The sequence below is a fragment of the Nocardia sp. NPDC058705 genome (assembly GCF_042749305.1).
Classification (GTDB): domain Bacteria; phylum Actinomycetota; class Actinomycetes; order Mycobacteriales; family Mycobacteriaceae; genus Nocardia.
Genome location: NZ_JBHYRN010000017.1, coordinates 112,400 through 127,254, shown reverse-complemented (window position 1 = coordinate 127,254; position 14,855 = coordinate 112,400). Strand labels below are relative to the sequence as shown.

Genomic DNA, 14,855 nt, shown 5'->3' with positions numbered 1-14,855 from the left:
GCGACCCGGCTGAAGTGGAGCGGCCTGCCCCTGTCGACGAAGCCATTAACCGGCCACCCTCTCGTTAACCATCAACTAACCGAATGACCGATTCGTTCAGCCATAGCGCGAAAGTACGGAATCGAGTCGCAGCAACGCAAGGCTTTGAACTCCGTCGATGCCGAGATTTACCTCCTGCCGTTAGCCCTGATCTGCCGTTAGCCGTCCAGATGCCCAGCGCAGCGCCACGCCGGGAGGCGGACCCGAGCCCGCTACGGTAGCGGCTGAGTGAGCGAAACCACACCGGTTAGATATCTAACCGTCCAGCTTGCTCCCATCACCAACTACAAAGGATAGGCTCAGCAAAACCTGTGGTCGCCGAATATCGGGGCCTTCGGCCACGGTGACCCGCTGGGCATATCTGCCGCTGCACGGCCCGAGCACTTCGCAGCAGATTTGAACACGCAGCGGTGTCCAGTGGTCGTGCTTCGCACCAGACGAGCGATACCGTTTCTCCATTCCACAGCGGATAGGAGGACGCGACATGGCTAACGACCGCGATCCGCATTGGGCCTGCCTCAAAGGCTGCTTCGAGCAGCATCCAGAACGAATAGCACGGAGTACCTCCAGGTACCGGTTCGCCAAGGGGCAACTCGAGGAGTTGCTGCGTTTGCTCGATGGACGGTGCATGGTGTGCCTGAGCTGTCACGCGATGATCGTCGATACCGCCACGCGCACAGCGGAGCGCAAACAGCGCGGCGTGCTGTGCCTGTGGTGCAAGGACCGAGTGGCGGGCTACGAAGGCTCCTACGGAGACGGTAGGCCATTGGCCTCGATGTGCCGGTGCAAGACCGGAGACGCCGTGGAATGGGGAGAACGTATTTCCGCGGCGACAGCCCAATATCTCAACCGGACTGCCCTACTCCAAATCCACCGCGAGAACGCGGACCGGATGGCCGCGTTGATCGCCGACGTGTCGACGCGCGGCGCCGACCCGCACCAGGTCTGGGGCGGCGCGCCGGTCGCTGACCTGCCGCAGTTGCCGGTCCGGGAGGTAGCGCCCGAACCCGCCTACCGCGAGGTCGAACCGCTCGCCCGGCCCCGATGCTCGAACGAATGCCGAGAGCATCCCGAACACGTCTATTTCGCGTGCTTCCAGGAGCCGACCGAACTGCGCGACAGCGACGTGGACGGCATCGCCGTCCGGCATTACGTCGGATGGACTCGCCAGCACCCGCCGATACAACGAGTGGGTCAGCACGGAGCGACCTGCCGCGAATCGCTGGTCGGGATCATCCCCGGCACTACTGCTGACGAGGAGTCCGTGAAGGCAAAGGAGTCGTGCCCCAAATGCGGCAAGCCGCTGGAGTACAGGCCGCGCAAGATGCGCCCCGGAAAGAGCTGAGCCGCGCGCGCCTTCTACCGGTCCCGCCAGCAGCGATACCCCGCTCGCGGTCACGCGGATAAGGCAGGCGACCTACCCCCACACAGTCGTGTTCCTGCCGAGAATGGAGACCGTCCGGTCTTACATTGGTTGAGTGACCACACCGACACCGGAATACGCTCGACTCGAGGATCTGGTGCGCGCCGAAGCGGACGCGAAACTCGCGGCGGTCAAACCGCTCGCCGACGCCTACCGGAAACTCCTTACCGACCGCGAGGAGTTCGCTGGCCTCGACGCGCAGAACGTGGCCGCGGTCCGAGCTACCCGCGCGGCGGCGTTGAAAGCCGGATTCACCGAACGCGCACTCAACGAAGCGGGCTACCGCGCGATCAACGACCTGACCAAACCAACGGCGGCCCGCAAAAGCGCCGCGAAGAAGCCTGCCCCGGCTACAACGCGAGCAGGCAAACGTCCCACGACCTCAACCGCCGCGCCCGGCAAGGCCACTTCGGGCAAGTCCGCGACCCCGGCGACGGCCACCGTGCCGGAATCACCCGCAGCGGAGTAGGGCCTACGCCCCGGCCTTCCCGCTGTGAGCTCAGCGATGGGCGGAGGTCGATTTGTTGCACAGTAGGTGCGGATGGAACGCCCGTTCTGGACCGGAGTCTTAACCACTTCGAATCGCCCGCGGGTAGTCAGGAACCGGCCGGGCTTGGCACGAGCGCACTCGGGCAAGCGGGCAGTGATTCCCAGCGCGTGCATGCGGTCGCCAACTCGGCACCCTGGTCACCGTTGCTCAGCGTGGTTACCACCTCGCGGACCGACGCGGCCCAGCCTTCGGACACCTTGCGGGCCTTGGCGGCCGTGACGGGCGCGGGCTTTGGTTTCATCGTCACCTTCGTGATGGCCGTGGCTTTCGGCTTCGTCACCGTCGTCGTGGTCATTCGGCTGATGGTCGACGCCGGCCCCGAATCGGCGAAGTCGCAAACCTCGACCTCGACGCGCTCGACTTCACCGAAAACACCGTTTTGGTCCTCGGCAAAGGACGTCGACCACGTACGCTCCCGTTCAGCGACAAGACACGCACCGCACTACGTCGGTACCTGCGTGTCCGGTCCAAACACACGTTCGCGGTATAACGACAACCCTGCCTTGTGGCTCGGAAGGTTCGGGCGGATGACCGCCTCCGACATCCAGCAGATGATCGAACGGCGAGCCGAAGCAGCAGGAATCGACCACGTTCACCCACACCCGCGACGTCAGTTCTTCGCACACAACTGGCTCGCCGATGGCGGCCAAGAACAAGAACTGATGCTGGCTGGCTGGCGCTCCAGACAGATGCTCAGCCGCTACGGTGCGTCGGTCGCCGACGCACGAGCAAGAGACGCACACCGCCGGGCGCGGCTCGGAGATATGCTGTGAAATAGGTCAACTACACTCAGCACTGCGCTGAACTGCGATAACACGGCAATCATCCCCCAAATTGACGTGGCTGCCGCGCACTCTCGTCCTCGCGTCCGACCAAGGTTGAGCGAACAGCCGCTCGGTAGCGGGATGACCTGCACCCCGCTACCGAGCGGCCTGGTTTAGCTCACGCCATAGCGCTGGCGTTGCCGGTCACGCGGCAGCACGACCGTGCGGCGGCTCGTACTTTTCATCGACGAAGTCGCCGAAGTGATCGAAGAGGTTGACCTGGCTGTTGCGAAAGGCTCGCATCGTGACCGCGATCGAGGTGTTCCGTCCACGGGTAAGTCCCGGCTGAAGGCGCAGGACATTCTTCGGCGTCTTCAACACTTTCCCCGCCCGGATGAACGCCTGCTCGTTCTGAGCCCAACTCAGCACTTCAACGTCGAAGAACCGACTGTGTGACATCAGCAGCGTGTTCTCAGCCCAACCCTCTGGCACAAGAACCAACGGCCGACCTTCGGCGACCGGCAGCTCAAAGTACTCATCACGCCACCGCAGGTTCACCTCGTCCCATACGGGCCGCTGAACCCTCGTCATGCCTTCCGGGTGACGCCGGAATTCAGGGTAGGTCGCGACCATCTCCGCGGTAAATGCTGCGAGCGCCGCGAAGATGATGCGCGTGGTCAGGTCACTCGTGATGTCGCTGCCGATTCCCTCGACGTAAACCGGAACCGCTTCCAACTTACGAAGGATGCCGATCTCGAGCAGGGGACGGAGGTCAGGACCAGCGAGAGAGTCCCAGATTGCCGCGCCGAGCACCTTCGCCCCACCGTGCCCGTTAATACCCGCAGCAGACATGCCGAGGCGCGTCTCGCGAGGCTCATTGAAGTGCTGGAGCAGGTCACGACCGCGGCGGTGATCAGCCGCACGGTACGAGAGCACGCAGCGGGCGACTTCGGTGGCGAAGGTGTCCATCGCCCGGCAGGCATCATCAGCAAAGGGCTGAGGGGTACCCATCAGTCGAATCCGGTGCGGATCCACGTACACCTGGTTGTCGACAGTCAACTCGACGTCGATGAACGGCACCTGGCCGTGGATCCCGTAGTGATCCTTAATCGTTGACATTTGATTCCGTTTCAGTAGGTGCCGAGACACGAACGAGGGTTGGAGTCGACGACCCCGACGAACCCCGGTACGCTACTGAGTGACCCGTCTGAAGAGTCACCTGTCGTGGCGTACGCGCCCGGCATTGACACATGACCGCTGCGTTGCGAGCGCAGTGATACATGCGTCACTCGGCTCCATGTGAACCGCCCCTCCAATATCTATGGGGATGTCCACATGGAGCCGAACTCATCATATCAAGAGGCCCCGACAGAATCGGTCGGCCGGAACCGTCGAACCCTCCCGCAGGCGCTAAAAGTCGGCTAGCAGCACTGAGCTAGATACCTATTACAGCCCAATAACAGGGACGCTTCGGGAATATCTCCCCAGCTCAGGGAGTGAATAGCTAGCACACCATTGGCAAACTCACACCCCCGGGGGGTTATTTTTGTGATCTCGAACACATTTTCGACCACAGCTTCACCCACCCCCGCCAACCCGGGTAAATTGCGACTCCGGGCGAATTCTACTGGCCAGTAACCGCTCTCGCCTGAACACTGATGGCCAACAGGCGCCAACCGTCACGACGGGGGCAAACTTTCGATGAACAGGTCACGCTCACAAATGAGCAAACGTCCAGTTGCCTACGCTAGGCCCGCACGGACTGCTTAGCGATAAATCCGAACAGGTAGGAAATCGCACACGGATGCAAGGATCATGGACAGAATTTCGTCTGTGGGTGACAAAATCTTGCCGGATGTCTGCCATTCACAAATTCGAACCCCGGTAATGAGAACCGATTCCCCCATGCGGACTCGTCCTCCAGACCGAAGAACCACCAATCCACACCGGCTGTGCACCCGCATGGCTCGCTCGTGCCCGGCCCTGCCACCCCTTCCTTGTGGTCCACACCAGCGTGATCGCTGGCCGCACCGCGCTGTAGTAGCCCTATGGGTACTAACCGCGTAACTTGGCGCAGGCCGGTGCAGGTGTTAAGCCTCGCGTCCTGCGTTGCCAACTGCCACCGGCCGCACGAACTCCGCTCGATCACCGACCACGTCAAGAACGCAACAGGCGCTGTACTCCTGTTCTACTTTGCTGGCCACGGCATCATGTTGCCCTGCGGCGGACTCGGCCTGGCTCATCAGGATTCGCAGTTGGCACACCCATCAGCGTCCGCCCTCGACTTCGACGAGGTGCGCGAGGAGTTCATTCGATCCGGCGCTCGCCTGAAACTGTCGAATCTCGACTGCTGCAACAGCGGAGCAGCAATCGATGGCCTTATGGGTACAACTGACCCGAGCTTGGCACTCGTTGATTTCGCGCAGATCGAAGGCAGTTACGTACTCACAGCAACAGGCAAGAAGCGATGTTCTCAACCCGGTGGAACTGCTTCACGCGGAAGTCACGGCGTCCCAGCCGCTTCGCCCGCATACGCTGCATTGATGCGAGCGCGGGCATCTTCTCCAACCACCGACTCGTTCACCAACAAGCGGAACATCTTCTCGTAGAAGGCAAGCTCGTCAGGATCAGTGACGGAGATACTCGCGGTCGTGGTCTCGATCCGCACCACGGACGAGTCATAGATCGTGAAGTCGACCGTCCGGCCGAGTGCCTTGACATTTCGAGGGACGACGCCGAGAGTGACGGGTCCGTCGGTATCGGTGAGGTCAGCGAGCGCGTTCAGCTGCTCTGCCATCACCTGGTCGTCGCCGACAGTGGTGTAGAGCGCTTGTTCCGCGAGGATGAAATGGCTCGCTCGGGCCAGTTCCCTGACGGCTTGTTGGCGTTTGATCCGTTCGGCCAGCGCCTCGTCGACATTCTCGGAACCGCCGATGAATTCGATGCCAGTCGTGAGGATCGCTCGGGCGTAGGCCGGCGTCTGGAGCAGTCCGGGAACGAGCTGGTGGTCGTATCCCCGGATCAGTTCGGCATTCGCTTCGAGCTCGCCGGTACTCTGCTGCAGTTTGCGTGAGGTCTGACGACGCCACGACTGATACTCCGCGTCGATGTTGCGCGCGGAGGCGATGAGTACCGGTACCTGCGCGGGCGCATCGGTCAACGCACACCACACACGAATCTCGTTTTCGGTCGCCATTTTCGAACCCTGTTCGAGGCGGGTGACTTTCGACGGATGCCAGCCCGCTCGGCTGGCGAGGTCGCGGCCGGTGAGGTTCGCTGCCTTCCGAAGCTCACGCAGCCGCGCCCCCAACGTCACCCGTGCCTGTTCAACATCACCCACGCCTACCGACGATAGCCGCTGAAGCCGACTGGCCGGTGGTGCCGACACCAACGCCGACGATATCGGGATTGTCGGGGCGAAGCTCGACTCCCATCGGCACCTCGACGCACTGCTCGTGGTCGGGGACCGCGAGGGGCGCGAGTACCTCCGGATCGTCGACTGGTACCCCGACGAGAACGAAGGTTCCCTTGCCTGTGTCCTCGAGCCGCGTACTGAAGCAGGTCCCCGGCTCGAGGAAACTCAGCAGCGGATACGGGATCTCGACGTGTGTTCGACCGCGTCCGTCGATCTTCCAGCCTTGGACGAGGTAGGTGTTGCGGTCAGTGGCGTACAACGTCGGCGACCCGTCGTTGACCGTGCTGATACCCAGGAAACGTACATGCATCCCGACCCCCTAGATTGCGATTAGTTGCGATGCATGAATGATGTTGAGGCATAACCACTGCTCCCGTCAATCGGATGGTCAATATCGGGAATCTTTAGCAATTCCAACACTTTTGACCTACGCTCGGCCATGGGCGACGCCGAGCCTCGGCGTCGAGAGTCGTAGATCACCACCGTCAGCGGTGGCCGTGATCGGGGAGGCCGTCATGGCGCAGATCATCAGGGACACAAGCCGTCCGCGCACTGACGCTGCGATGGCGCGCGAGAACGATGGAGCCCGGCCAGTTCATGCGAAATCGGAATTCCGACGTGTCCACCGACCGACAGTGATGGCCGCGGCAACCGTTCTGGTCGCATTCGTAGCCATGCTCGCGACATCAGCTGCAACGCTGCGGAATTCGACCGGGACGCCACCTGTCCAGGACACGATCGCAGGCGGTCCGCCATCACGAGTCGCACCGGTTCTCCCGACCGAAGCAGCGTGCTGGCAGGCGATCCGCCGCGCCAGGCACCAACTCGGCGTGACAGCGGGATGCCATTTCGTGGACGGCCGCGGCTGGGTCTTCGAGATCTGGTAACACCCGCGCCGACCACACGGGCGCAAAGGCAGACAACCGCATCCGTACCCGATCCTCGCTGAACTTCACCGCCGCCGACCATTGGCGCTCGATCAGCTCGGACCTACGTGAAACCCGTACCGCGACAACAACAACTCCGATCGGCGACCGGCGCCGCACACAATGCGAAATAGGAAAAATCTTGGTCCTCAAGGCTGACTTCACACGGATTCGCCACCTCGCCGGCACTGTCGATGACCTCGCGACCTACATCGAGGCTCTCGACATCGCCCCCTCCACCGGCACCCTGAGCGCTGCGCTACCGGGATGCCCGATAACAGCCGCCTGTGAACAGGTAGGTACACACCTCGAAGGTGTTTGGCTGCGGGCCGCACGACGTACTCGGCAGACGTCGACGATCATCGTCAAGTACGCCGATCTGACCGAAAAGGCTCACAGAGAGTTTCTGATGGCTCGCGCCACCTTGCTACAGCGGGGACCAGAGGCGAAGTGATGATGCTGAAGATCACGCTCCCCCAGCTCCAGCAATGGCAACTCGGCCAGCTCCACGCGTGGGTGACCGACCTCGAGGACGCCGTTCACGGCTATGCCTGGCAGCTGCACCGCACCGCGGCCAAGTTCGTTGATCTCGACGACTTCTGGATCGGCAAGAGCGCCAGCGCCGCCTCGAGTTTAATGAGGTCCGAGAACGCGGCCGGTGCCCGTTTGGCGTCCGAGATCGGCAGCTTCGTGACAGCGGTTCGTTCCGGAACAGACCTGATCACCCGTGAGCGCGAGCGGCTGCTCGACGCCGTCGCCGAGACCGAGGCAGCGGGGTGCCTCGGTCTCGGCGGATACCCGATCACGTTCTTCGTCGACTCACACTGGCGCGTTCAGGCCGACCACGCAACAATCCACAAGCCGACCGCGCACATCCTCGAGCAGATCAGAATCGAGATCGGCAGTCGGCAAGTCCAACTCTCCCGGGCGTACGCGGCTTTCGCGAAAGCAGTCGATGAACTGTCATCCATACTCGGTGGCACCGCCGACCAGATCAGTTCTCCTGCTCAGGGTCTTCGGGGCCAACACATCCGAGATCAGCCCGACCTCATCAACAGAAATCTCGATGTCGGTGGCAGTGGATCCGAGTAGCGCGGGAAGGCGTAGAACTGGATTGTCGACGCGGTCGGAGATGTCGTGAATGCCTGACAGAATCAAGCTCTATGACGACTGTCGGCAGGCCGACAATTCACCACGCCGAACACTCACGCAAGCCCACCATAACGTTCGCTGTGTGACGCCACACCCGAGGAGCCGACATGGCGCGCAAACCGAGTACTGAGACACGGATGACCCTCTACCGGCTGGTTGGGTTCCCCGCTCTTGCGAAAGTGATCCGCGAGAAGTACTCGGAGTTCACAGAGGAACGCGTGATGGTTGGCGAACGGCGGTCCGTCCTCTACTGGGGACGCACTCCCGACAAGCCCGTCAAGTGGGCGGACACAGTGGCAGGGCTTTCAGGCGTCAGCGTCGAGCTAGCCACGGGAGTCGCCGCCGCCGTCCTGGTGATCCCTGGCTCCGACAAAGATGAAGCCGCAGCGGATTTCGCATGGGCCGTCACTTTCGGGATGGGCTTCCACCTGCTCGACCAGCGATACATCGACTCCGGTTTCGGGCAGAAAGTTGCGATCAGGACCGCCGACCCGGCGCGTTTGAACTCAATAACGAAAGTGACGCTCGACGAGTCTGCGAAGACAGACCGGTCGTCGATACCCGTCGGCGCGTCGTTGAGGAGCTTCGGGTTTGAGGACATCGGAGAACTCGCGACTCGAGTAGTCGCGTCGGGGATCATCGACGGGATCGGCCTTGGCGGCAAGCCGGTTACGATCCGTGGCGCGGACGCCCTCAGCCTCCCGCTGTCAAAGCGACCGGCCGAGTTCCTCGCCGATCTCGACAGGCTCGTCGAGATTCTGGATCGGGCCCCCGCGAGCGATGAGCTGGCGGATCTGGAGCGTCGGCCGGTTCCAGTCCGGGCGCGTCGAGTACGGCCACGTCGCTGCTTGCATCGGTGTCGGGGTCGGGTGTGGTGGCCTCGGTGTCAGCGGCTGCGCTCTCGGTGTCGAGAATTTCGGTGTTGTCGGGGTTGGACGTGTCGGTTTCAATGCCGCGAGTCATGGTCTTCGCTTTCTGTGAAGTAATCGGCGCGATTAATCCGACGCGCCGTGTATCAGGTGGTGCTGTGAGGCACTGCGATTCGTCAGTGCGTGACCTGCCGACTGCGCGACCGAGGTCCGCCACATCGGCTAGGTGTTCGTTTTGTCACGCGGTACGGTCCGTGGATTCCTCGTCCGGCTGAGAATCGCGAACCAGGTTCACCGGCCCTAGATGCATTCCGTAGGTTCCGGCCGAGACGTGCCAGTTCTTGCCCTTCCAATCGGGGTACAGCCGCTCGAACCGCTCGACGGTTTCCGGCATCAAGTCCGATACCGGCCCAGCGTGCTCGTTCCTGCGCTTTGCGTTGTATTCGCTGCGCGTCAAAACATCCGTAGTACTCATCGAGAGTTCGCCTCCTAGCTGGTAGCGCGGCCCCCACCTACCGCCCGTTCTTTTGCCCTTCCGGCGAAAGAGATTTCGGGCCGGGAGATCCGCCGGGGCGCAACGCCTGTCCGAAAAATTCCGCACGAGCGAAGCGAGCCAGCCCAAGGGGGCGGAAATTTTCGGGAACAGGGGTTGACGAACCGCCGGATTCCCGGCCCAAAATCGGTCGCCGGAAGGGAAAAATGAAAGAAATATTCAGCGCGAAGCCCCGGTTGGTCGACACTGTCTGGCGACAACGGAGCCAGCCGAACTGCGTGTTCACGTCAGAAGAGCAACCGAATATGCCTCGTGCAGGCCACAACAGACCATCCACGTCGAGAGGTCTCAGCAGCTCAAAAGGGGTAAAGCCAGCTCGCTAGCGCTGGCTTGTCGGAGATGCTGAACTCGCCGCGGGTCGGAGTTCGTGGGCAACCGACTGCGCCCACTGAGCGAGAAAATCCCGACCCGGAAACCGGGCTTGTTGGCCGCGAGCCTCCGCGAGAGCGAACCCACACCACAAAATCCGGCGAGCCCTCGCAGCACGAAACCGCTGGTCCTCGTCATACTGTTCCGTAGTAGATGGTCTGGCAAGTAGTTCACGGGCATGTCAGACAGACCACTCGCAGGGTTCACGTTCGTGCTGGTCAGTGGGTACCATTTCGGGACCCTCTCGCAGCGCCTTCAGTCGCTGCACTTCATTGAGGCCCAGAGATGACCCGCCGCGTCGTGGAGCTGGCGATGGCTCGCATCGCCTTCGGGCGCTGCACTTCATTGAGGCGCCGACGAGCTGCGCCGACTCTTGCTCGATCTGCCGCCCGCAGCGCCTTCGAACGGCGCACTTCATTGAGGCGGCGTCACGGTGCACCTGCGCACCTGCGACGGGGTGAGGCGCAGCGCCTTCGAACGGCGCACTTCATTGTGGCGTGTGCGCACAGCTCGGACACTCCGATACGGCCGACTTGCAGTGTCTTCGGGCGCCGCACATCATTGAGGCACATCACCACCCGGCGAGTTGATCCGGACGGCGATCTCGTCAGCGTCCCAGCAGCGCCTTCGGGCGATGCACTTCATTGAGGCTTTCAGTGGGCGAACGCCGAGCTGCACAGCGCGGCCCGCGCGCAGCGCCTTCAGGCGCTGCACTTCATTGAGGCGGGCTGCCGATCGGTGCGAACGGTTTCTTCCAACCCCTCGCAGCGGCTTCGGGTGCTGCACTTCATTGAGGCGCCATCCCGCTGCTCGCGATGGCGTCGGCCCTCGACCCGCAGCGCCCTCGGGCGCTGCACATCATTGAGGCAGGATCGTGACCACCTTGTCCGCGATCTTCTCGGCACCCGCAGCGCCTTCGGACGCTGCACTTCATCGAGGCTTCTCGACGAACAGGTCCAGGCGGCCGTGATGCCGCCTTCGGACGCTGCACTTCATTGAGGCGACCATCCGAACGCCAGAATCGCCCCCTGCGGGGTGCCCCCGCAGGGCCTTCGGGCACTGCACTTCATTGAGGTTTCCGCCTAGCCCTCGCGCTGGATATGACCGTCGGGCGACCCGCAGCGGCTTCCGGCGTTGCACTTCATTGAGGCGCCTTGTCGGTGGTGGTGATGGACTCGTGCCCGGCGCTCCCGCAGCGCCTTCGGGCGCCGCACTTCATTGAGGCTCCATGACGGCCCCTTCCTCTGGCAGCGCCGCCCGGCCCGCAGCGCCGCCCGGCCCGCACCGCCGCCCGGCCCGCAGCGCCTTCGGGGCCTGCACTTCATTGAGGCCGGGTGTGCAACAGCACCAATGCCGAGGAAGCGACGGCACTACCGCAGCGCCTTCGGGCGCTGCACTTCATTGAGGCTTTCTCCCGGACTCCGAGGACGAAGTACTCATCGAGATCCCGCAGCGCCTTCGGGCGCTGCACTTTTATTGAGGCCTGCTGTCGAACTGGCTGGGCACCACGGTGGACTCCCCGCAGCGCCTTCGCGGCGTTGCACTTCATTGAGGCTCGAGACCCCAGGGGCGAGTCCAGTTGCGTGGGCACCCGCAGAGCCTTCGTGCGCTGCACTTCATTGAGGCACCACCGGGGTCCTGCCGATCCGCGTGCCCGACCCCCGCAGCGTCTTCGGGCGCTGCACTTCATTGAGGCGTCTGGCTCATCGCGGTCACGACCGTCGCCGCCGAGCCCCGCAGTGTCTTTAGGCGCTGCACTTCATTGAGGCGGCGGGCGGCTCTCCGATATGCGCGTCGGCAAGGACCCCGGCAGCGCCTTCGGGCGCTGCACATCATTGAGGCTCGGCCATTGCGGTGCGCCGGTTCGCCCCCGTCGTCCCGCAGCGCCTTCGGGCGCTGCACTTCATTGAGGCCGCGGCTATGTTGGCCGGATGGCGAACCCGAAAATGTGGTCCCGCAGCGCCTTCGGGCGCTGCACTTCATTGAGGCGGCATCGGCTGGACACACCCCGACATCGACGGCGCACACCGGCAGCGCCTTCGGGCGGCTGCACTTCATTGAGGCAAGCCAATGCATCTGGGCGGAGGCGCAGACGTCACCGTCGTCCCGCAGTGTCTTCAGGCGCTGCACTACATTGAGGCCCCATGCCGATCTGCTGCTGCAGATCGCGCACCGCCTACGCCCATCGCTGGAACAACGCGCAGGGGTTGCCAAAGGGTTACCACCTACTGTGGTAGTGACTTGTCTCACACCAACTAGGAGCTGCCCCCAGCCCGGCGCAGGCGGATATGCCGACGCTTAATCCGGGAACCCTGAAGAACGGCCGGGAACGTCCGGGTAGCGCCGCTACGGCAAAAGCGCTGGCAGAAGGCACGTACAGGTACCCTCGGGAACACGGAGGATGGCTCACTCCCGATCAGCGGGTTCGGGGTTCAAGTCCCTGATGGCGCACAACAGACCGCATCCCGGCAGTTACCACAACTGCCGGGATGCGGTCTTTTTGCTCGATGGAGGTTTGCCGGACAACGGTCACGATCTCGTTATCGAACTGCCATGGGTGAGCTGACGCCAGAGCGCTCGAGACCCGATTCGAACTCCCCCGAGCTGCGAAAACCCCCGCAAAACCCGATTCGGGCAAACTTTTTTTGTGACGGCGAGCACGCAGTTCGGAGTTCTAAACCTCCTGCATACATAACGATTCTGCAACTGCCCGGCAATGAAACAAGATCGGCAACGTTTGCCGTTCAAGTTTCGTTCACCTTGCGTTAACCTACCGTGACCATTCTGTCATCAGGTCACAAACGGACCTGCGGTTTGGTTAGCCCGGAAGTATCCAACCTCCGATAGCACCGAACAGCGCGTGGTCTCCCCGCAGCCAGCTGTGGAGCACCGTGCGACGCCAGCGACGAAACAGCCATCGAGCGTTCGTCCCCCGACAGTGTCGCACCTTCCATACACAGACAGAAACAACGCATCGCCTGACCGGCGTGGCACTCCCGTGCGCGCTGCGCGATCCATCGCGCCCTCAACCAGGGCCTGCGTCGCCAGACAGAGATGAAGGAACAGAAAAGCAATGCTCACTAAAGACAAGCTCAGCACCGTTATCGGCCGTCGCTCGCGCCGTGAGGCGTTCACCGTGGCGGTCGCCGCGGTCGGTCTGGTCGCCGTAGCCGCGTCCTCCGCCGTCTCGTTCGCCGACGACAGCGTTCCCGAGCGTGCCGCCATGGTCGTCGAGCAGGCGGAGAACATCCCCGCCGTCGGCGCCGCACCCGCCATCCAGGCCATCCCGGCACCGGCCCCCGCGCCGGAGGCCCTGCCCGCACCGGCTCCCGAGGCCGCGCCTGCCCCGATGCCCGCCCCCGCGCCCAAGGTCTACAGCAACGACCTGCACGGCTGGATCACCGAAGCGCTCGACATCATGGCCGCCAAGGGCATCCCCGGCAGCTACGAGGGCATCCACCGCAACATCATGCGTGAGTCGACCGGCAACCCCCAGGCGATCAACCTGTGGGACATCAATGCCGTCAACGGCATCCCGTCCAAGGGCCTGCTCCAGGTGATCGACCCCACGTTCGCGACCTACCACGTCGAGGGCACCCCCTTCGATGTCTGGAACCCGGTCTCCAACATCGTCGCGGCCTGCAACTACGCCGCCAACCGCTACGGCTCGATGGATAACGTCAACTCGGCGTACTGAGCCAACCAGGCGTGAACAGCGCCTCATGAACCATCTGACGGGCGAACGCCCGCGCCCCGGTCATCGTGTCGACCGGAGCGCGGGCGTTCGTCGTAGAATCGCCCTCGTGCCAGACAGCGCCGATCAGGCACCCGATCACGCGCATTCCGACGCGGCCACCGCCAGCCGCGTCGCCAAGGCCCGCCGCATGGCCGCCTACGCCTGGTCGCGCGATATCCGCAGCTCCGAACTGCTGGCACTGTCCGCGGCCACCCTGCGCAAGCTGGCCCGTGCCGCCGACACCAACCCGCCGAGCACCGGCGAGACCTGGCAGGTGGTCGCCGACCTCCTCGACCAGAAGGACGCCTGGGCGGCCCGCAACCCCGACCACGCCGCCGCGGTGCGCACACACGCGGACGAGAAGCTGCTGTGGGTGAAGCCACCGGTCAAGCCTTGGGCGGCGGAGTCCTAGCCCGTCAGGCGAGAAGCAGCCCGATGGCCAGCGCGAGCATGATCACCGCGATCAGTGAATCGAGCACACGCCAGGCACCCGGACGCGCGAACAGCGGGCCCAGGCGCCGAGCGCCGTAGCCGAGGGCGATGAACCAGATGATGCTGCCGAGCATCGCCCCTGCGGCGAGGAACCACCGGTCGGGCGAGGCGTAGGTGCCCGCGAACGAGCCGAGCAGGACCACCGTGTCCAAGAACGTGTGGGGATTGAGCCAGGTCATCGCCAGGCAGGTGAGCACGGTCGCACCGACGGTGACCGTCGTACCCGCCCCGTCGGCGATCAGCGTCGACGAGCGCAGGGCCCGGCGGGCCGCGACGGCCGCGTAGACCAGCAGGAACGCCGCACCCGCCCATCGGGCCACGGTCACGATCCCCGGAAACGACTCGACGACCGCCCCGAACCCGGCCACTCCCACCCCGATCAACACGATGTCGGACACCGCACACACCGCGACCACCGGCAGCACGTGCTGCCCGCGCACCCCCTGACGCAGCACGAACGCGTTCTGCGCGCCGATCGCCACGATGAGCGAGAGCCCGAAGCCCAATCCGGAGAGCGCGGCCAAAGCCGCCGATGATGCAGTCACGTCCATCGACGCTAAGAGCAGG

The 14,855-nt window shown here is 63.6% G+C and carries 14 protein-coding genes; 8 read left to right on the top strand and 6 right to left on the bottom strand.

The genetic code is table 11. The features are described 5' to 3' along the window. The first annotated feature begins 523 nt into the window (after positions 1-523). Positions 524-1,384, top strand: a complete 861-nt coding sequence (locus ACFW6D_RS20380) for a hypothetical protein (protein ID WP_379330288.1) — start codon at positions 524-526, stop codon at positions 1,382-1,384. A 133-nt stretch (positions 1,385-1,517) separates the two neighbouring features. Continuing rightward, positions 1,518-1,931 carry a hypothetical protein gene (locus ACFW6D_RS20375; RefSeq protein WP_379330286.1) on the top strand — a complete coding sequence of 138 codons (414 nt, stop codon included), beginning with the start codon at positions 1,518-1,520 and terminating at the stop codon, positions 1,929-1,931. Between the two features lie 127 nt (positions 1,932-2,058). Here the strand turns inward: ACFW6D_RS20375 and ACFW6D_RS20370 are convergent, their stop codons facing one another. Continuing rightward, positions 2,059-2,307, bottom strand: coding sequence for a hypothetical protein (locus tag ACFW6D_RS20370; protein ID WP_379330284.1), 249 nt, complete (start codon positions 2,305-2,307; stop codon positions 2,059-2,061). A gap of 84 nt (positions 2,308-2,391) precedes the next feature. On the opposite strand from ACFW6D_RS20370, the gene ACFW6D_RS20365 reads away from it, so the two are divergent. Together ACFW6D_RS20365 and ACFW6D_RS20360 are read left to right on the top strand one after the other, a co-directional pair. Then, positions 2,392-2,502, top strand: a complete 111-nt coding sequence (locus tag ACFW6D_RS20365) for a hypothetical protein (protein ID WP_379330282.1) — start codon at positions 2,392-2,394, stop codon at positions 2,500-2,502. Positions 2,503-2,539: 37 nt separating this feature from the next. Next, complete coding sequence (locus ACFW6D_RS20360; protein ID WP_379330280.1) at positions 2,540-2,785, top strand: hypothetical protein; 246 nt, start codon at positions 2,540-2,542, stop codon at positions 2,783-2,785. Between the two features lie 195 nt (positions 2,786-2,980). Here ACFW6D_RS20360 and ACFW6D_RS20355 read toward each other — a convergent pair whose 3' ends face one another. The 3 genes from ACFW6D_RS20355 to ACFW6D_RS20345 form a co-directional block, all read right to left on the bottom strand. Continuing rightward, positions 2,981-3,895 (bottom strand): hypothetical protein, encoded by a 915-nt coding sequence (locus tag ACFW6D_RS20355; RefSeq protein ID WP_379330278.1) that lies wholly within the window; start codon positions 3,893-3,895, stop codon positions 2,981-2,983. Positions 3,896-5,279: 1,384 nt separating this feature from the next. Further along, positions 5,280-6,116 carry a helix-turn-helix domain-containing protein gene (locus ACFW6D_RS20350; RefSeq protein ID WP_379330276.1) on the bottom strand — a complete coding sequence of 279 codons (837 nt, stop codon included), beginning with the start codon at positions 6,114-6,116 and terminating at the stop codon, positions 5,280-5,282. Next, complete coding sequence (locus ACFW6D_RS20345) at positions 6,109-6,501, bottom strand: hypothetical protein (protein WP_379330274.1); 393 nt, start codon at positions 6,499-6,501, stop codon at positions 6,109-6,111. The genes ACFW6D_RS20350 and ACFW6D_RS20345 overlap by 8 nt, the downstream gene beginning before the upstream one ends. 1,069 nt (positions 6,502-7,570) lie before the next feature. On the opposite strand from ACFW6D_RS20345, the gene ACFW6D_RS20340 reads away from it, so the two are divergent. Together ACFW6D_RS20340 and ACFW6D_RS20335 are read left to right on the top strand one after the other, a co-directional pair. After that, positions 7,571-8,209: a hypothetical protein gene (locus tag ACFW6D_RS20340; RefSeq protein ID WP_379330273.1), complete on the top strand. Its 639-nt coding sequence runs from the start codon at positions 7,571-7,573 to the stop codon at positions 8,207-8,209. Positions 8,210-8,376: 167 nt separating this feature from the next. Continuing rightward, complete coding sequence (locus ACFW6D_RS20335) at positions 8,377-9,255, top strand: DUF6119 family protein (RefSeq protein WP_379330271.1); 879 nt, start codon at positions 8,377-8,379, stop codon at positions 9,253-9,255. Positions 9,256-9,376: 121 nt separating this feature from the next. Here ACFW6D_RS20335 and ACFW6D_RS20330 read toward each other — a convergent pair whose 3' ends face one another. Further along, entirely contained in the window at positions 9,377-9,613 is a 237-nt protein-coding gene (locus tag ACFW6D_RS20330) for a hypothetical protein (protein ID WP_379330269.1), read from the bottom strand. Between the two features lie 3,520 nt (positions 9,614-13,133). On the opposite strand from ACFW6D_RS20330, the gene ACFW6D_RS20325 reads away from it, so the two are divergent. Next, a complete protein-coding gene (locus ACFW6D_RS20325; protein WP_379330267.1) occupies positions 13,134-13,757 on the top strand; it encodes a transglycosylase SLT domain-containing protein in 624 nt (207 codons plus the stop codon). Between the two features lie 106 nt (positions 13,758-13,863). Further along, the gene (locus ACFW6D_RS20320) at positions 13,864-14,208 is read left to right on the top strand and encodes a hypothetical protein (RefSeq protein ID WP_379330265.1); all 345 of its coding nucleotides are present in this window, start codon (positions 13,864-13,866) and stop codon (positions 14,206-14,208) included. Positions 14,209-14,212: 4 nt separating this feature from the next. Here the strand turns inward: ACFW6D_RS20320 and ACFW6D_RS20315 are convergent, their stop codons facing one another. Further along, entirely contained in the window at positions 14,213-14,839 is a 627-nt protein-coding gene (locus ACFW6D_RS20315) for a LysE/ArgO family amino acid transporter (protein ID WP_379330263.1), read from the bottom strand. Positions 14,840-14,855: the final 16 nt, after the last annotated feature.